The sequence below is a fragment of the Pannonibacter sp. SL95 genome (assembly GCF_026672425.1).
Taxonomy (GTDB): domain Bacteria; phylum Pseudomonadota; class Alphaproteobacteria; order Rhizobiales; family Stappiaceae; genus Pannonibacter.
The window spans coordinates 706,707-724,711 of sequence record NZ_JAPPRC010000004.1 but is presented as its reverse complement, the minus strand read 5'-3'; the positions used below and the strand labels follow the sequence as shown (position 1 = coordinate 724,711).

Genomic DNA, 18,005 nt, shown 5'->3' with positions numbered 1-18,005 from the left:
TTTCCGCCATTTCCTCCAAAACAATTGGAGCCGTAGCCTGCCATGCAGGGTGCCTGTGTTGATGGGACAGTTCGGGCGCAATAAAGCGCCGCGAACATGCACTCTCGGGTAGATTGGCGGATCGGGCAGACGGCAGTCCGATCAACTCCGAGCCGTGACCAGTCATTCCCGCCTGTTGGCCATGACCGCCGACAGATGGGATCCACGCGCCATCAGGAAGTTTGTCAGAAGTTCGGGGTAGTCGTCGGTAACGGCCATCCTGACAGAGTGCCGCTGTGCCAGCTCAGCTCTCCACCGCTGCAGATGATCGAGCCCGGTCAGGATGCCAAAGTCGGCGATCTGGTCGAGAACGTCGAAGTAGCGGAAGACGGGGCCAAACACCGTGTCCACGAGGCAGAACCTTTCGCCGGCGAAATAGGGTCCCGCGCCCAGTTCGCGGTCAATCCTGACGAACTTCGCACGCAAGGCCGCAACCTTTCCGGCGAAAGCACCTGCATCCGGCGCGGAGTACAAGCCGGCAATATCGTTCAGAACTGCCGACCCAACCTCCATCCAGGCTCGATGGCCCGCACGCTCGAGAGGCAACTCGGGGTGCAACGGATTGGGCTGCGTCTCTTCGAGATACTCGAGGATCACCGACGATTCGAAGATCGGGACCCCGTCCACGAGAAGAACTGGCGTCTTGCCGAGGGGAGACAGGGCCAGAAACCAATCGGGTTTGTTGCCGAGGTCAATCGAGGTCCGCTGGAAGGCAACCCCCTTCTCCAACAGCGATATCGCCACGCGCTGGACATAGGGACACAGGGCATGGCTGATGAGATGAAGGGTCACGGCGCCTCTCCTCCTGCCTGAACCTGACCGCCGATGTCTGCCAGCGCGGACAACGCGGACCGTTTCGCCGCTGGCGAGCAATCCGGACGTCCTCCGTCCGCCGCACCGGCTTGAGCCGGACCAGGGCGGCTCGCATACCCGGCAAAGTCACCCTCTCCGGTCTGGCACCCGAAAGCGCCTGCGACGACGAGGCAACCATTGGGGGACGCGTGCGTTCGGGAAGCGGCGTGCCAGGCCTGCACTTCAGAACCGAAGAACGGGAAGATTTTCGCATCGCCCCTGACAGGAACGCCGCCGTGCCTGCGAAGTGTGCGCGTCATGACCGCACCTCGTGACCCAGATCCGCAGAGCCCTCGCCAAGCGCCAGCGACGGCCAAACAGCGAAACGGCCGTCCCCCACCAGACCTTGAACGATCGCCAGCACGGTCAAATAGGCAGGGTACTCCCAGCCGCCATCCGGATAGCCGAACATCCAGCCGTTGCCCCAATGGGCCCATGTCGCTCCGGCAAGAACCGGCACCATCGCAAGGGCGACCCAACGTGTCTGGACACCCAGGATGAGAAAGAGGCCCGCGATCGCTTCTACGGTGAAGATCACATAAGCCAGCCATCCGGGAAGGCCGATCGTGACGAAGAACTGTGCTGTTCCAGGCAAGGTGAAGACGAACAGTTTCAGCAGCAGGCTGTGCGCAAGGAACATGATCCCAAGCGCGACGCGGAGCAGGAAGGCGGCGATTTCGTTCAATGCAGTCTGTGTCATGGTGTACCCTTCAATATAGATGCAACTGCATCGACATAGGCCACAGGAAGCCTTCCTTGTCAAGGTTGATGCAGGTGCATTCAAATGGTACAGAATCCGAATGACAGAACCTGACCGACCGACACAGGCCGCCTGGGCCTTGCTGATGCGCACCAGCCGAGGGCTGCTCGAGGACGTTGAAGCAGCGCTGAAGGCCGCAGGGTTGCCGCCATTGGCTTGGTATGACGTTCTGCTGGAGCTTGAAAAAGCCGGCAACGAAGGGATGCGGCCGTTCGAACTGAAGAACCGCCTTTTGCTGCCACAATATGGAACCTCGCGACTGCTCGACCGCATGGTCACAGCCGGGCTTGTGGACCGTCAGGACTGCGAGGACGACGGGCGGGGCCAGATCGTGTCGATTTCGGACAGCGGCCGCGAAACCCGTGCGTCGATGTGGCCCGTCTACGGCAAGGTGCTCGTCACGCGGATCGGCGCGAAACTCACGCCGGAAGAGGCCATTCAATTGGCCCGATTGCTATCAAAGATCTGACTGATCCGATCTCATGCCCGCTGCAGCCGGACTTGACCTGACCACCGCAATACACAAGCATCACGCCGACAGCCGTGGCGGTATCTGGCTGTTCGAAGCGGTTGCAATCGGGGCCAGAGCATGCTGACGGTGGTGATGTATCACTATGTCCGGGACTTCTCGCGGACGCGCTATCCCGGCATCCGCGGGCTGGATCTGGCCGGGTTCCGCCGTCAGCTGGATTACCTGCAGGCGAACTATACTGTCGTCAGCGTTGCGGATGTGCTGGCGGCCCGTCGCGGCGCGGCAGCGTTGCCCGAGAACGCGGCCCTGCTCACCTTCGACGACGCCTATGCCGAGCACTATGCGCTGGTGTTTCCCGAGCTTCATGCAAGGCGGCTGCAGGGCGTGTTCTTCGCGCCGGTCGACCCGGTCTGTCATGGCCGGCTGCTTGACGTGAACCGGGTGCATTTCGTGCTGGCTGCCACGCTCAACCGGGTGGGTGAGCTGGTTCAGCTGCTTGAGGCCGCGGTGGAGGAGGCCCGCGCGGAGTTCGATGTGGAGACGCTCGGTGCCTACCGGGCGACGTGGGCCCACGCGAACCGCTTTGACGATGCGCAGACGATCTACATCAAGCGGATGCTTCAGACGGCCTTGCCGGAGCCCTTGCGCAACCGGATCGCGGGCGAGCTGTTTGCCCGGTTTGTCAGCGCGGACGAGGCAGCCTTTGCCGCTGAGCTCTACATGAGCGAGGCGCAGGCGCGGTTGATGCTGGACTGCGGCATGGCCATCGGCGCGCATGGCGCAAGCCATTGCTGGCTGAACCAGGTTCCGCGCGACCGGCAGGAGCAGGAAATCGATGCAAGCCTTGCCTTCCTGAAGCGGATCGGTGCGCCGGTCGAGGACCACTGGCTGATTGCGTATCCCTACGGTGGCTGGAACGAGGGGCTGCTCGAAGTGCTGCGCGGGCGCGGCTGCAGCCTCGGTTTTACGGTCGAGCCAGCACTTGCCGACCTCACGCGCCACGACCCGCTGCTGCTGCCCCGGCTTGATACGAACGACCTGCCGCAATAATCCCGTCAGAGCCCTGCGAGATCGGCACGCCGCGGCAAAGGCAGGGCGTTCGGCCGGTCCTGATCTGAGTCCGCCCGGTAGAGGCGCATCGGGGGGCCGGAATGAGCACGCAGCTTCCAGGCGCAGGCGATCGTGACTGTTCGCCGCTCAAAGGGCGCGAAGTAGTTCGGCAGCACGAGCCCCGGCACTTCGGCCGGCGAAAGCCAGCCCCCCTCAGCGAGCACCTCGGCGGGCGTTCCAATCTGCATCAGGTCGATATAGTCGGCGCCGCAGTCCATCAGCAGAGGCTGAAACAAGGCCCGACCCGCAGCGAGCCAGTCCGTGCCGCCGACAATGTCGACGATGCGCAGGATGGAGGCGCCCTCCGCCTCGACTTGCCGCCAGATGCAGAGTGACCCTGGAATCCCGTCCCGGCTGATCAGTCCAAACCGGTGCTCATACCAAGGGTGCCGCAGGTAACGGGCGGCAACATAAGCCGCAGATTTGGCAGGAAGGCTCGCGCGGGCGAGACGGTCGAGAACAGGCCCCAGCGCCGACACGGCTTCTGCGTCCAGCTGCGACAGGCTCCAGCCCGTTCCAGACGCGTGCTCATCGGATAAGGCAGCGTCGGGCACACCGGCGGCAATGCGCTGGGTCTGTCTGGCGGGATTGAAGATTGCTGACTGGTGCAGATCGCCAAGCTGATAGCCCAGCGCCCGGTAAATCGGCTTCACCTCATCCGTAATGCCGATGGCTCCGATCAGGCGCGGGTTAAGCTTGGCCGACAGCGTCTTGAGCAGCAGCAACCCGAGGCCGGGCGGCGCATCCTTGCGCGTTTTCCAGACGGCGAGCAGGATATCCGTATCGCCGAGGGCTGGATCGAACCGGCCCATCGGGATGAAGCCGAGCACGCCAAAGACGGTGTTGCCGTTGCTGGCGAAGATCATGTTCAGCCGGGTGGCAGAGGCGCCATACTGCCAGTCGAACACCTCGGGTGCGGCAACAAAGATGTGATGCGGCGACCAGTGGTCGCGCAGGAACTCGATCAGCGCCGGCTGATCGGCTGCCGTCGCAAGCCGGATCCCGATCTGTGCCGGAGGGGCAGCGCCGGTCATGTCAGGCGGTGCTCCCGCCATCGACGGTCATCACAGTGCCAGTCACCATGGCCGCCTCGGGCGACATCAGATAGGCGACCGCCCCCGCGACATCCTCCGGCTTCGGCAGGCCAAGCGGCGCACGCCGGCGTACGGAGGCGAGCTTGTCCTCCGTCAGGCCTGCGGTCATGTCGGTTTCCATGTAGCCCGGCGCGAGGCAGTTGACGGTGATCTTCGCGCGGCCAAGCTCCCGGGCCAGGGAGCGGGTGAACCCCTCAAGCCCCGCCTTGGTGGCACCGTAAACCGACAGCCCGGAAAAGCCGGTGGAGGCGATGATCGATCCGACGTTGACGATCCGCCCCGTTCCCACGGTCAGCATCGAGCGGCAGGCATATTTGGTCAGGAGAATGGGTGATTCCAGATTGAGCCGCAGCACCCGCGAAATATCGCTGGCGTGCTGGGTGGCGAGAAGCCCGTCGAGGCCGATGGCGGCGTTGTTGACGAGGCCATAGAGCGGGCCCATGGCTCCGGTGATCTCGCGCACCAAACCATGCAGCGCATCCAGTTCGGCAAGATCCTGCCGGAACAGAACAAGCCGGTCCGGATGAGCGTTCGCAAGGGCACGGAAATCGTCCGTTTCGCTGCGGGCCACTGCGGCAATCCGGGTGTCCGTCTCCTGCAGCAACCGGGCGGCGATGGCAAGGCCAAGACCACGCGAGGCACCGGTGACGAGAATCGTGCGCATGTCAGGATCTCCGGATCTTGCCGGCCGGATTGACGTCGAGATCCTCGACGAACCGGATCAGCGCAGGAACCATGTGGCGCGGCAGCCGCGCAGCCAGAAACCGGGTCAGATCCGCCTTCAGTGCAGGCAGGTCTGTTGTTGCCGGATCGAGAACGATATCGGCAGCCACAAGCGCGCCGGTGATCGGATTGGGCCGGGCGTGGATGCGGGCAAGGCGCACGGACGGATGCGCCAGCACGGCCGCTTCCACCACAGCCGGGGCGACCTTGTCACCGCCAACATTGATGACGCCGGACGCTCGCCCGCGAAACTGAACGCGCCCGCCTTCGATCTCCACCATGTCACCGGTATCCACCCATCCCGCATCGGACAGGGGCGCGCCGTCCAGATAGGTGCTGGCCGCCAGCATATTGCGGATGAACAGCCGGCCATCGCGCACGGCGAGCCCTATGCCTGACGGCGGGGTGTCCAGATAACTCACCGGGAACCCGGCCCGCCCGTCGGTCACCGAAAAGCCGACGCCAGCCTCTGTCGAGGCGAAGATGTGGCTCACACGGGCACCGGGAAAGGCGCGGGCGAGCGCGGCAAGGATGGCCGCATCGGCAATCTCCCCGCCGAGTGTCACCTGTCTGAGCTGCAGGAGCCGGTGTTCCGCCGTCATGAGGATCTTGCGCCACAAGGTCGGCGTCGCACTCAGATGGGTAACACCGGCCGCCGCCAGAAACCGGATCCGGTCACCAAGTCCGGCGGTGCGCTCGGGGACAGCAAGACACGCGCCCGACAGGAGGCTCTGCAACACCACCTGCAGTCCGGCGAAACGGGTGTAATCGTAAAGCAGGCCCCAGACCGTATCCTCTTCAGCGATCCGGTCGAGACGAACCGACCGGATGAGACCTGCCAGTAGGTGAGGCACGAGCTTGGGCGCGCCGGTGGTACCTGACGTGGTCAGGACCCAGGTTGTCTCGCGCGCCCCTGCGTCGGAAGCACGCCCGGAACCTGCGGTGGGTGCAGCGACGTCAGGCAACAGGGCAACCGAAGGGACGTCAACGGACGGCATCACCGGACAGCCCGCCTGAGCACAAAGGTCTGCCAGGGCAATGGGTTCGAGACCGGGCGATGCCAGCAGCAGCCGGTCGGCAACACCATCGGCGGCAACCAGCACCGGCACGGTCTCACAGAGATCATCCGAGTTAAGCGCCAGCCGTTCCGGAAGCCCCGCCTGTCGCAGCGATTGGGCGCGGGCAAGAATGTCGCCAAAGGTAAGGGTACATGTCGCCGTCGCCAAAGCTGGTCGGTCCGGCGAAATACGACCGAGATAATCCTCAAGGCGCGGCGGGATGGTCATTGCGGGCAGTGCGCGACGTAAAAAGCAACCAGCTCCCCGAAGGTCTGCGGGTAATAGGCTTCCGCCGCCAGGCTGAAGGGATCGTACCCAAGTTCATCCTCGAGCCGCGTGACGAGAATGGCAAAGCCGAGCGAGTCGAGACCCGTCTCCAGGAGGATACTGCCCGGTTCGAGGTCAGGCATGACACCGCCCGGATGCTGGCCGAGATAGATCTCCCGAAAGAGACTGCGGATCACGGTCTCGATTTCACCCGGCTTGGTCATACCTGTTCCTTCCTTCCCCTGCCTGCTCGCGGAGCGGCAGGGCAAATCACCTGTCAGATACTAATCCACGGCGCGTGGCTTCGTCACGTCCGCCAGTCTTGTCCATGCATGGGCGTGACCGCGTACCAATCGCCGCTTTTTTCGCCACTTCCCTTGCACCATAAGACCCTCGTCGCCGCGGCTATAGTTGCACTGCGAAGACATGACCCAAGGTGCGTCCGACCGAGGACAGATCGGAATGCCCGAGTGACGAAGGTCGCGCGGGTTTCGGCGTCTAAGCAATATTTGCAATGCTCTCAAAAACTGCCCATACGGTAACATTAACCTTTTTGCGTCGCCGCGTGCCGATCAGTTTAACGAATAAGAAACCAATTTATTCTTGCGTAAAATTTCGAATAATTGCAATTCCATCAGAAAATTACAGGCGAATTTTTTTGCCTAGGTCAATTTTTCCTGCAAAAACTCAAGTTTTAATTTTTTGGTAACCTCGTTTATTGGGTCGATTTTTACATTTTCCGGCAAGTCTGCGTTAACGCTCGGAGCTATCCGGGTGCTTTGCGAAAGTGCCGCATCATGAGTTCCTTCAGTCGCTTCCTGCCCTGGTTCATCTCGATCTGCCTCGTCGGGTTTCTTGTTGCGCTGCCACTTGGCACACAGTCCCAGCTCGTGCTGGGGGTAGTGCTGATTGGTGCGCTTCTGGTGGTCTGGCGCCTTTGGCCCGGCCCAAACCAGCGACTGATGATGATGTCGATCGGCACCCTGCTGGTGCTGCGCTATCTCTACTGGCGCGCGACGAGCACCCTGCCGTCGACAAGCGACATGGCCGACTTCATTCCGGGCATGATCCTGTTTGCCGCCGAACTGTTCTGCATCGGAATGCTGTTCATCAGCCTGTTTGTGGTTGCCAGCCCGCTCGAGCGCAAACCTGCACGTCGGCTGACTGACGCAGAACTTCCGACGGTGGATGTGTTCATCCCGACCTACAACGAAGATGTCCATCTGCTGTCGGCGACGCTTGCCGCTGCCCGCGCCCTCGACTATCCGGCGGACAAGCTGAAGGTCTATCTGCTCGACGATGGCGGTACGGACCAGAAGTGCACGCAGGAAAACGCCGTGGAGGCCGCCGGTGCCCGCCGGCGGCGCGCCGAACTGATGTCCCTGTGCGCCGACCTCGGCGCGACCTACCTGACCCGCCAGCGCAATGTCTCAGCCAAGGCCGGCAACCTGAACAACGGCCTCGCCCACTCGACAGGCGAACTGGTTGTTGTGTTTGACGCTGACCATGCGCCGGTACGAGAGTTCCTGCGCGAGACGGTCGGCCATTTCCGCGACGACCCACGCCTTTTCCTGGTGCAGACGCCGCATTTCTTCCTGAACCCGGATCCGGTGGAAAAGAACCTGTCCACCTGGCTGCGCATGCCCTCCGAAAACGAGATGTTCTACTCGGTCATCCAGCGCGGGCTTGATCGCTGGAATGCCGCGTTCTTCTGCGGCTCCGCCGCTGTCCTGCGCCGGGCGGCCCTGGTGGAAGCCGGCGGCTTCTCGGGTGTCTCGATCACCGAGGACTGCGAAACAGCGCTGGAACTGCATTCGCGCGGCTGGAACAGCCGTTATGTCGACCGGCCGATGATTGCAGGGCTGCAGCCGGAGACCTTCGCCTCCTTCATTGGCCAGCGTTCGCGCTGGTGCCGCGGGATGATGCAGATCCTGCTGCTCAAGAACCCGCTGTTCAAGCGCGGGCTCAGCGTGCCGCAGCGCATCTGCTACCTGTCGTCGGCGCTGTTCTGGGCCTTCCCGTTCCCGCGCCTGACCTTCCTTGTAGCGCCTCTGCTGTTCATCTTCTTCGATCTCAAGATCTTCATCGCCAACAGTCAGGAATTCGTTGCCTATGCGGTGACCTACCTGATCGCGAACATGATCCTGCAGAACTATCTCTACGGACGGGTGCGCTGGCCCTGGGTGTCCGAACTCTACGAGTACATCCAGTCCTTCTATCTGGCCCCGGCCATGCTGTCGGTGCTGCTCAATCCGAAGAAGCCGAGCTTTAACGTGACGGAAAAAGGTGTGACGACGAACCGGGATTTCCTGTCCTCGCTCGCGACGCCCTATTTCGTCTGCTTCGCTGTGCTGGTCGTGGCGATGGGATATGCCGGCTGGCGCTATTCGACACAGACGCTCGACAACGATCTTCTGGTGGTCGTCTGCATCTGGAATGCGCTGAACCTGGCGCTCGCAGCAGTCTCCCTCGGCGTCGTCTCGGAACGCTCAGAGCGGCGGCGCAACCAGCGTCTCGCTGTCAACCGCAGCGGCCGGCTCGACCTGCATGGCGGCAGCTTGCCGGTACAGATCCAGGATGCCTCCACGACTGGTGCAAGGGTCAAGTTGCTGACCCCGGGGATCGATCTGCCCGATGGCGAAGGCCTGCCGGTTGGCCGGCTGCACGTTGAAACGCTCGACGGCCAAAGTGTCACTGGCGGCATTCCGGTCATCGTCCGGCGGACGATCAGCGAGCCCGACAGCCTGGCCATCGGCCTGCAGTATTTGAAGCCGGCGCCGCAGCACTACACGATTATCGCCGAACTGATGTACGGCCAGGGCAAGCCGCTATCCGACTTCTGGAACCTGCGCCGTGCTGGCAAGGGTCTGCTGCGTGGCACCTTGATGTTCCTGCGCATGTCCCTGCGCCAGATGGTACGCGGGCTGCAGTTTGGCTGGCTTGCGCTTGGCCAGACCCGCGCGGATGAGCCCGAGCCCTCTGCCCTGCAGCAGCGAAAACCCGACACAGGTGGCTCGGTCACCCCCTTCAAGACGGCGGAGGGCTGACCCATGACCAGCTTGATGTCACGGCGCGCCCGCCGCGCCGCCTGTCTTCGCGCCGTTTCGCTGCAGCTGCTGTTGGCCATGGCCCTGACAGCTGGCGTTGAAGGTTCCGCCTTTGCGGCCGAACCCCTTGTCGCGGATGCCGCACAGGATCGCACATTCCGTCTGCTTCCAGCGTTGGCTGGCGGCCTCCGGCTGGCTGGCGAAAGCGACCATCGCGAATGGCCGGTCTATCTGACCCGCAAACAGGCCTCGCAACAAAGCGCCTTCGAACTGGCCCTGACGTCGGCCGTGTCCGTCATGCCGGAAGGCTCGACATTGCGGTTGTCAGTCAACGGACAAATGGTTGCCGAACAGCAGATCAAGGCCTTTGGCCAGCCGCAACTGATGCGTTTCGAGCTCCCGGCCGGATTGTTGCAACCGGGCCTCAACGCCGTGCGTCTGACGGCCAGCCAGCGGCACCGTGTGGCTTGCGACACCGCCTCCACATATGAGCTTTGGAGTGACATCGACCCGGCCCGCACCGGGCTGCGGTTCCCCGATGGCACGCTCGGCCTTGAGGCCTTGCCGGATCTCGCCGCACTCGCGCCGGATGCACGCGGCGCCCAGCGCCTGCGGATCGTGCAGGGCGACCTGACTGATACGAAATCCCTGACCCGGGCGATCCGCGTTCTGTCGCGGATCGCCCGCGATGCAGGCATTTCCCATCCGATCGTGGAAGTGACCGGAAGCGCCCGGCCAGCGCCGGGTCTCACCCTGCTGCTCGGCACGCCGGATGAGCTGCGCGCGATTGGCAGTCCGGCCATGCCTCAGCCCGGCAACCTGACACTGGTCGAGGGCGATGGCTCTGTTGTCATCGTCGCGGCCGCGCATGACCAGGCTGCGCTGGACGACCTCGCCGACCGGATCGGGCGCGGCGAACTGTCGATGGCCGCGCTTGCCGGGACCGAAGAAGGACGGGCAGCCTTTGCCCGGCTCACACCGGCGGCAGTTCAGCCGGGAACGTCTTTGACCCTGGCCGATCTCGGCGCCAGGACGAGCGAATTCAACGGGCGCCTGCAACGCACGCGCTTTGATCTGCGCATGCCAGACGACTTCTTCCCCGCAGAGACAGGCACGATCAACCTCTCATTGGCGGGCGGCTATGCGGCGGGTCTTGATCCGACCAGCCAGATCGTCGTGCGCGTCAATGGGGAGGTGGCAGCTGGCCTGCCTTTGTCGGATCCGGCCGGAGACATTTTCTCCGACAAGGTCCTGCGCCTGTCGCTCATGGCGTTTCGCCCTGGACTGAACAGCATCGAGATCACCACGCAGACCGAAGCCCGCGCCGACCGGCAATGCGATACCTTGGCCGCACTGCAGGAGCCGCCACGTTTCCTGCTGGTGGATGCAACAAGGCTGGATATTCCAGCCTTCCCGCGGCTGCTTGGTTTGCCGTCGCTGAATGCCAGCCTGTCGGGTGGCCTCGCCCGCATGACGGACGGTGACGTGCCGGTCTACGTGCCCTTTGCGACACCTGATCTCCTGTCAGCAGCCAGTACGCTTGCGGTCCGTCTCGGGATGGATCTGGATGAGGGTGGCTCGACCTCGATCCGCGTCGGCCGGCCGCAACCGCATGAACCGGCAGCGATCCTCGTCGGTGCCTTTGGCGATCTGTCGCCTGCCGCGATGGCCGCCGTCGGCCTCGACGGCGAGCGCCTGCGCGCCGCCTGGACCGCGCCCGCGCTGGACGGGGCGGCACCGCAGATGGTCAATGCCTCGAACCCGCTGCAACGCCGCGTGGTTTCGCTGCAGTCAATAAACCGCAGCGAACCGGTGATGACTGGCTCCATTCGGACACCTCAGGATCAGGGCCAGCCGGCACTGCAGGGTCTGGACATCGCGCAGACCGGCGCGGATGGCTCGACGGATGAAGCCATGCAGCGCTGGACCCAGGCGCATGTGGAACGTGACCTGTTGCGCAACACGCTGTCGCGCATCGAGACCACCGTCGCTGGTCTGTTCTTCCAACCTGACGAACCCCGCAAGCCCCTGACGGCAGGGACGACGCTGGTCATCGCGCAAGGCCGGCCTCAAGAGGAAGAGGCAGCATTCTGGACCGTTGTCACTGCGCCGAGCCCCGCCGCGCTTGCCATTGCAATGGAAGATATCGTCGCGCCCCAGAACTGGCGTCAGCTGACCGGCCATGAAGCCAGATACGACATGCAGACCGGCGTGATCTCGACTGATTCCGGTCAACCGCAGTTCCATGTCATCAGCGAACCGGACTCGATCGCCAACTGGCGTTTGGTCGCTGCCGGGTGGCTGTCCGGTAATCCGCTGGTCTACGCCGGACTGCTGCTGGCTGCCGCGCTTGGCCTCGCCTTGACGACATCCAGGGTGCTGCGGTCCGGTGGGCAGGCAGGGCTATGATGCGCTGGCGTACATTTGCCGCTCTGGCCGCCTCCCTGTGCGGCGTGGCTCTCCTCGGCTGGCTTGTCCTGTCGCAGGGCAGTGGAACGAGCCCGTGGAGCGAGGTTGCCAGTTCGCGAAACGAGCCATCCATGCCACCTGAAGCCGGTCCGCAACAGGTTGCCAAGCTGAAGATCCTGCCGAACCCGCTGCCCGGTAGCCTTGATGCGCCGGCCCTTTGGGACAATTACAAGCGCCGCTTCGTTTCCGCCGAGGGACGTGTCATCGACACCGCGAACGGGGGCATCAGCCATTCCGAAGGCCAGGGCTATGGGATGTTGCTGGCCGTTGCGGCCGATGACCGGCCCGCGTTCGACCGGATCTGGTCCTGGACACGAGCCAATCTCGACGTGCGCGGCGATGGCCTGGCTGCCTGGCGCTGGGAAGCCGGGGCGACGCCTTCGGTGACGGATCGAAACAACGCCAGCGACGGCGACCTGCTGATCGCCTGGGCGCTGGCCGAGGCAGGGCGGCATTGGAACGATGGCCGCTTGACGGACGCCGCCCTCGCCCGTGTCCGGGCCATGCAGGATCTCGTCGTGACCGACAGGACCGGGCGCGCGATGCTCTTGCCGGGCGCGAGCGGCTTTACCGCAGCCGAGCGGCCGGATGGCCCTGTGGTCAACCTCTCTTACTGGGTTTTTCCGGCGTTTCCGGCCCTTGCCGCCCTGGATGGCGGACCGCGCCGCGCGCTGGACTGGACTGGGCTGCGCGATAGTGGCCTTGCACTTCTGGCGGAAAGCCGCTTCGGGCCGCGCGACCTGCCGGCCGAGTGGGTGGCGCTCGGTGGTGCAGCGCCGGTTCCAGCCAACGGCTTCCCGCCCCTCTTCGGCTACAACGCCATTCGCGTGCCGCTGTATCTCGCCTGGGCCGGACCCAGCGAACGGCAGCAACTGGCCCCCTTTGCGGCAGCCTGGAGCAACCGTTCGCCGGAAGTGGTGGATCTCCTGACCGACACGGCTGGCGACCGGCTGACCGACCGCGGCTATCGCGCCGTCGCCGATCTGGTCCGCTGTGTCATGGACGGCACACCGATGCCGGATGACCTCAGCGCGCCAAGTGATGAACCCTATTACCCCGCCACCTTGAGGGCGCTTGCCCTCATCGCCGTCAAGCAGAGGTATCCCGAATGCTGGTGAGACCCCGTCTTCTTCTTGGAGCTGCGCTGCTCGTCCATGGGTTTGGCGGCTCTTTCGCGGCCAGCGCCCAGACGCTCGCCTCGGCACCCGAGACACTGCCCGACCCGGTGCTCTCCTCGGATCCGCAGATCAGCGGCGTCGATGAAAGCGCCCTGCGCTATTACGCTGCCCAGAACAACCGCGAACGCGTCGAGGCCGAGATCCGCCGCCTCAGGACGCTGCATCCCGGCTGGAACCCGCCGAAGGATCTCTTCACCGGCGCGGCCCGCGCCAATCCAAACCAGGATCTGTGGGACCTCTTTGCCCAGGATCAGCTCGATGCGCTGAAGAGCGAAATTGCCCGCCGTCAGGCAGGCGATGCGGCCTGGCAGCCACCCGTCGAACTTCTGGAAAAAATGGCGCGGAAAGAAACGCGCCAGCGCGTCGTTCAGGCCTCCGATGCGGGCCGCTCTGCCGAAGTCATTGCTGCCGTCGAGACTGACCCGCTGCTTCTGACCGTGTCGGATCTGGACGTGCTGTGGCGCGTTGCAGCAGCCTATGCCGTGGCTCAGGCGCAACCGGCGAGGCTTTCGATCTTTACCGGCTGGCGCTGGCCGCTGGTGATGTTTCAACATCGGACAAGCGCGCAACTGCGCAGAAAGCCGTTACCGTCCTGCCACTCAGCCAATCGCAGCGGCTGCTTGACGAGCTGCGCCAGGCGGCCGTGCCGGGGCTCGATGTTTCCGACGTGGAGCGCGATCTCGCCCGCCGCTGGGCCTCCGACTATCTGGAGCTGCGTCAGGATGTGGTCCCGTCGCAGGCGATGCTCGACGTCCTTGCAAGGCCGGCAGGTACCGTTGCGCAGGGCGACAACGAGATGATCAACACCCGCCTGCTGGCCTGGCTCCACCGCCGCGCCGGGCGCCATGGCGAAGCGCTCGCCCTGTTCGAGCGCGCCAGCACAGCGACAACCGGGGCAGCGGCCGCCGATGCCACATTGGGCCGGGCCCTCTCGCTGGCCGGGCTTGGCCGGGGTGCGGAAGCCGAACAGATCGCCCGCGAAAACCGTAAAACCTCTACCGCGCTGGAGGATCTCTTTGTTGGCCTCGTTGCGGAAGACCTGACTTCAGCCACGCCAAGACCTGCGACCGACGGCCGCCTCGAAGACTTCGCCGATGCGGTGCGTGCTCGCCAGTCTGCGCCGGGCGCATCTGCACTGGCCTGGTATGCCTTCGGGCTGAAACAGCATCAGGCAGCAGCGGCGTGGTTCGAGATGGCGCTCGCCTGGGGTGCCGACGACGAGGCCGCGGAAGGCCATGTCCTGGCAACGCTCGGGCTCGGTGACAAGGCTGCTGCGGCCGCGCTGTTGGCCGCCTACACCCCGCGCTATCCGCGTCTTGCAAGACTGACCCTAACCGCGCCCCGGACAAGCAACGGAGGCCGCTCGGGCGGCGGCGCGCTAGCCAAGGCCGAGAAGGCGCGCAAGGCTGGCGATCCGGCGGCATGTTTGCGTCTTGCAGTCTCGATCGCAGGTGCCGAAGCTGCGCTGCTCAAGGGCTGGTGCCTGATGGATCTCAACCGGCCCGAGGAAGCCGCCCTTGCCTTCAACGCCGCCCTGTCCGGCGACGGCAAGACGTCGCGCGATGCCGCCTATGGCAAGTCCCTCGCCATGTTGCGGGTCGGGCGGTCCTTTGATGCGGTGGAGGCAGCGCAGAGCGTCAATCAGCCCACGGAACGGCGGCAGGAAGTTGCAAGTGCTGCACTGGCGCAGGCGGCAGCCAGTTCCTTCGAGGCTGGAAACTATGCCGGCACTCTTGCGGCCCTCGACCGGCGCCGCCTGCTGGTGCCCGAGCCGCGCGACCTGATGTTGCTGCGCGGCTGGGCCCTGATCCACACCGGCCAGAAGACCGCCGCCCGCGAGGTCTTCACCCTGCTCGACCGGCAGCTCTCATCGCGTGAGACGCGCGCGGGTCTGCAGGAACTGGATCCCATTCTGATCGTGGACAGCGAATGATGACGAAAGCCGGAAACGCCCTCCGTTTCGCGCTGTCACTTGCCGTGCTTGGCTCCGCCGGCTGCGCGCAAGTGCCCACAGCAGTTACCGCCTATCATGACGCCGCCCTGTCTGCGTTGACCGACACAGCGCCGCGCGATGTGGGCACCGCGATGGCACTGGCACGCCTGCCAGAGGCCGCTGGTCAGGTCATCACGGTGACGCAAAGCCGCTCCGGCGGGATCGAGCGGCAACGCATCACCCTCGCCGGAGACGCCGGCAGCCGGGGCGAGAATGCCATCGAAATCCGGCTTGTGCCCGGGAAATCACAGCCAGCGCCCTCGGCCGCGACGCTGCAGCAGGAAATGGCAGCAGCCTTTCCGGGCCGCGCGTTGCGCCTGTCCACGCGCTTGCCCGTCAACGCCTATGGCCCCTTCGGCATCGCCAGCGACAATTCCGGCTGCAATTACCTGTGGCAGGATGTTCAGCGCAGCTCGGGCGAGGCGTCTTTCTTCCAGTCGCGCAAGGACGGGTTGGCCGAGATCCGGGTCCGGCTGTGCCGGTCAGGCCTCACGGAAACGGTTGCCGTGGACCTGATGCAGCGGCTGCAGCTTGCCGTGCCGGGCATCTCGTCCGCCAACCTTCTGTCGAGCCTGCAGACGCCGGGCATGGGCGTGTCACCCGCCCTCGCCAGCGTCGACACCTTGCTCGCTGCGCCGAACCAACCGGACACAGCCATAACGCCAGCTCGGCGCACGCGACCGGCCCCAACCACGCCAACAGCACAAGGAAGCCTGCCGCCAGTGCCGGCGCAGGTTCCCGCTCTTGCGCCGGTTGTGGCCACAGCGTCTCCGGTGCCCGTCACCGTTCCCCTTCCCACACCAATCGCGCCCGCAGTGATGCCGGGAAGCGCCGCAGCGCCGGCCGCCACCCTTGTTCCGTTGCCTGGCTCGGCCCCTGTGTCAAAACTTGCGCCGATGACAACAGGACCGGTTCGGGTGCCCCTTCCAACTGCACAAGAGCCAGCGTCCCAGGCAGTCGCAACGTTGGCGCAGGCGCAATCCAAACCTGCCGTTCGCGCCATTCCGCTGCCCTGAGCAAAGAAGGTCAGCCACAAGGCTTGCGGTCTTTACGCAAACTTTACGCTGACCCGCCGCATCCGGCATCGCGCCTTTACGCGTCGCGGGCCTAATGGATGAGCCGTCCTTTCAACAAGGGTGGCAGGTCCATGACACTTGACGTTGCACTGGGGCTGGCGCTGGCCGCCGGCCTCTTCGTTTATCTTCTCGCCGCGCTCCTCGCGCCCGAGCGGTTCTGAGGGGGCAGCGATGCAAGCTGATCTCCTCCAGGCCGGGCTTTATCTGCTCGTCCTCGTCGGCCTCGCGGTGCCGCTCGGCGCCTACATGGCCGCCGTCTTCTCCGGCGACATCCGGTTCCTCGCCCCGCTGGAGCGTCTCGTCCTTGCCCCAATCGGAGGCAAGGCACATGGCGAGCAACGCTGGACGGCCTATGCCCTGTCGCTGGTTGTCTTCAACGCCACAGGCTTCGCTGTCCTGTTCTCAATCCTGATGCTGCAGCATTTGCTGCCGCTGAATCCGCAAGGCTTTGATGGCCTGAGCTGGCACCTCGCCTTCAACACGGCGGTGTCCTTCATGACCAACACCAACTGGCAGTCCTACGGCGGCGAGACAACGCTGTCGCATTTCAGCCAGATGGCCGGCCTGACGACGCAGAACTTCCTGTCCTGCGCCACCGGCATGGCGGTTGCCGCAGCCGTTGCCCGCGGCCTTGCGGCCCGCAAGACGCGGCTGCTCGGCAATTTCTGGACCGACATGACCCGCGCCGTGCTTTACGTTCTGGTCCCGGGCGCAGTGGTTCTGGCGCTGGTGCTGGCCGCCCTCGGCGTGCCGCAGACGCTGGACGCCTCGGTTACGGCCACCACGCTCGAAGGCGCGCAACAGACGATCTCCGTCGGGCCCGTCGCCTCTCAGCTCGCCATCAAGCAGCTCGGCACCAATGGCGGCGGCTTCTTCAACGTGAACTCAGCCCACCCGCTCGAGAACCCGAACGCGCTCACCAACTTCCTGTCGATCCTCGCGATCCTGGTCATTCCGGTCGGCTTCTGCTTCACCTATGGCCGCATGGTCGGCGACCGTCGCCAGGGCCTGGCGCTGTTTGCCGCGATGGCAGTGCTTCTGGTGCTGTCCTTCACCGCACTCTATTCCGCCGAGCGGGCCGGCAACCCGATCCTGTCGGAGTTCGTCACGCCGGCCGGCAGCAACATGGAAGGCAAGGAGGTCCGGTTCGGCCTCGTCGGCTCCGTGCTCTGGGCAGTGGCAACGACGGCCGCCTCGAACGGTTCGGTCAATGCCATGCATGACAGCCTGACACCGCTTGGCGGCATGGTGGCCATGCTCAACATGCAGCTTGGCGAGATCATCTATGGCGGTGCCGGCGTCGGCCTCACCGGCATGCTGATCTTCGTGGTGCTGACGGTGTTCCTCGCCGGGCTGATGGTTGGCCGCACGCCGGAATATCTCGGCAAGAAGGTCGAGGCGCCGGAGATCAAGCTGGCCGCCCTGTCCCTGCTCGTGATGCCGGTCGGCGTGCTCGTGTTCAGCGCCCTGGCGATCTGGGCCGGCACGGCGGCGACCTCGGTGCAGGACGCAGGACCGCACGGCCTGTCGGAGCTGGTCTATGCCTATTCCTCCGCCACGGGCAACAACGGCTCAGCGTTTGCCGGCTTCAACGCCAACACACCATGGCACAATGTGTTCATTGGCCTCGCGATGCTGCTGGGCCGCTTCGGCTACATCCTTCCGATCCTCGGCATTGCCGGGCTGATGGCGGCCAAGATACCGGCCAGCGCCACCGCCGGCACGTTCCCGACCCATAGCACCGTCTTCGTCGTCCTCCTGCTGGTGACGATCCTGATCGTCGGTGCCCTGACCTTCCTTCCGGTTCTCGCCCTTGGCCCGATCGCCGAATTCATCGCGATGCAGGCCGGACAGACCTTCTGAGGAC

The 18,005-nt window shown here is 64.6% G+C and carries 16 protein-coding genes; 9 read left to right on the top strand and 7 right to left on the bottom strand.

Going from position 1 to position 18,005, the window contains the following annotated elements:
* Positions 1 to 162: 162 nt before the first annotated feature.
* Positions 163 to 831, bottom strand: coding sequence for a glutathione S-transferase family protein (locus OVA12_RS13925; RefSeq protein ID WP_268138276.1), 669 nt, complete (start codon positions 829 to 831; stop codon positions 163 to 165).
* Between the two features lie 316 nt (positions 832 to 1,147).
* A complete protein-coding gene (locus OVA12_RS13920) occupies positions 1,148 to 1,591 on the bottom strand; it encodes a DoxX family protein (RefSeq protein ID WP_268138274.1) in 444 nt (147 codons plus the stop codon).
* 145 nt (positions 1,592 to 1,736) lie between these two features.
* Between OVA12_RS13920 and OVA12_RS13915 the strand changes: the two genes are divergently transcribed.
* A complete protein-coding gene (locus OVA12_RS13915; RefSeq protein WP_268138723.1) occupies positions 1,737 to 2,120 on the top strand; it encodes a MarR family winged helix-turn-helix transcriptional regulator in 384 nt (127 codons plus the stop codon).
* A 120-nt stretch (positions 2,121 to 2,240) separates the two neighbouring features.
* Complete coding sequence (locus OVA12_RS13910) at positions 2,241 to 3,173, top strand: polysaccharide deacetylase family protein (protein WP_268138272.1); 933 nt, start codon at positions 2,241 to 2,243, stop codon at positions 3,171 to 3,173.
* 5 nt (positions 3,174 to 3,178) lie between these two features.
* On the opposite strand, the gene OVA12_RS13905 is transcribed toward OVA12_RS13910, so the two are convergent.
* Genes OVA12_RS13905 through OVA12_RS13890 form a run of 4 tightly spaced genes read right to left on the bottom strand, consistent with a single transcriptional unit; the run spans position 3,179 to position 6,599 of the window.
* The gene (locus tag OVA12_RS13905) at positions 3,179 to 4,267 is read right to left on the bottom strand and encodes a hypothetical protein (RefSeq protein ID WP_268138270.1); all 1,089 of its coding nucleotides are present in this window, start codon (positions 4,265 to 4,267) and stop codon (positions 3,179 to 3,181) included.
* Between the two features lies 1 nt (position 4,268).
* A complete protein-coding gene (locus OVA12_RS13900) occupies positions 4,269 to 4,991 on the bottom strand; it encodes an SDR family NAD(P)-dependent oxidoreductase (RefSeq protein WP_268138268.1) in 723 nt (240 codons plus the stop codon).
* Position 4,992: 1 nt separating this feature from the next.
* Positions 4,993 to 6,336, bottom strand: a complete 1,344-nt coding sequence (locus OVA12_RS13895) for an AMP-binding protein (protein WP_268138266.1) — start codon at positions 6,334 to 6,336, stop codon at positions 4,993 to 4,995.
* The gene (locus tag OVA12_RS13890; RefSeq protein ID WP_442793874.1) at positions 6,333 to 6,599 is read right to left on the bottom strand and encodes an acyl carrier protein; all 267 of its coding nucleotides are present in this window, start codon (positions 6,597 to 6,599) and stop codon (positions 6,333 to 6,335) included. Before OVA12_RS13890 ends, OVA12_RS13895 begins: the two co-directional genes overlap by 4 nt.
* 573 nt (positions 6,600 to 7,172) lie before the next feature.
* Between OVA12_RS13890 and bcsA the strand changes: the two genes are divergently transcribed.
* From bcsA to OVA12_RS13875, 3 genes are read left to right on the top strand one after another with little or no spacing between them, the layout of a single operon-like run.
* Positions 7,173 to 9,422, top strand: coding sequence for a UDP-forming cellulose synthase catalytic subunit (bcsA, locus tag OVA12_RS13885; protein ID WP_268138264.1), 2,250 nt, complete (start codon positions 7,173 to 7,175; stop codon positions 9,420 to 9,422).
* 3 nt (positions 9,423 to 9,425) lie between these two features.
* Complete coding sequence (locus OVA12_RS13880; protein ID WP_268138262.1) at positions 9,426 to 11,831, top strand: cellulose biosynthesis cyclic di-GMP-binding regulatory protein BcsB; 2,406 nt, start codon at positions 9,426 to 9,428, stop codon at positions 11,829 to 11,831.
* On the top strand, positions 11,831 to 13,009 hold the full coding sequence (locus tag OVA12_RS13875; RefSeq protein ID WP_268138260.1) for a glycosyl hydrolase family 8: 1,179 nt from the start codon (positions 11,831 to 11,833) through the stop codon (positions 13,007 to 13,009). Before OVA12_RS13880 ends, OVA12_RS13875 begins: the two co-directional genes overlap by 1 nt.
* On the opposite strand, the gene OVA12_RS13870 is transcribed toward OVA12_RS13875, so the two are convergent.
* Positions 12,943 to 13,566 carry a hypothetical protein gene (locus OVA12_RS13870; RefSeq protein ID WP_268138258.1) on the bottom strand — a complete coding sequence of 208 codons (624 nt, stop codon included), beginning with the start codon at positions 13,564 to 13,566 and terminating at the stop codon, positions 12,943 to 12,945. The genes OVA12_RS13875 and OVA12_RS13870 overlap by 67 nt on opposite strands.
* Between OVA12_RS13870 and OVA12_RS13865 the strand changes: the two genes are divergently transcribed.
* The 4 genes from OVA12_RS13865 (at position 13,527) to kdpA (ending at position 18,001) form a co-directional block, all read left to right on the top strand.
* Entirely contained in the window at positions 13,527 to 15,002 is a 1,476-nt protein-coding gene (locus OVA12_RS13865) for a hypothetical protein (protein ID WP_268138256.1), read from the top strand. The genes OVA12_RS13870 and OVA12_RS13865 overlap by 40 nt on opposite strands.
* Positions 15,002 to 16,078 carry a cellulose biosynthesis protein BcsN gene (gene bcsN / locus OVA12_RS13860; protein ID WP_268138254.1) on the top strand — a complete coding sequence of 359 codons (1,077 nt, stop codon included), beginning with the start codon at positions 15,002 to 15,004 and terminating at the stop codon, positions 16,076 to 16,078. Before OVA12_RS13865 ends, bcsN begins: the two co-directional genes overlap by 1 nt.
* A gap of 131 nt (positions 16,079 to 16,209) precedes the next feature.
* Positions 16,210 to 16,299 (top strand): K(+)-transporting ATPase subunit F, encoded by a 90-nt coding sequence (gene kdpF, locus OVA12_RS13855; protein WP_161676873.1) that lies wholly within the window; start codon positions 16,210 to 16,212, stop codon positions 16,297 to 16,299.
* Between the two features lie 10 nt (positions 16,300 to 16,309).
* A complete protein-coding gene (kdpA, locus tag OVA12_RS13850) occupies positions 16,310 to 18,001 on the top strand; it encodes a potassium-transporting ATPase subunit KdpA (RefSeq protein ID WP_268138251.1) in 1,692 nt (563 codons plus the stop codon).
* The last annotated feature ends 4 nt before the right edge of the window (positions 18,002 to 18,005 follow it).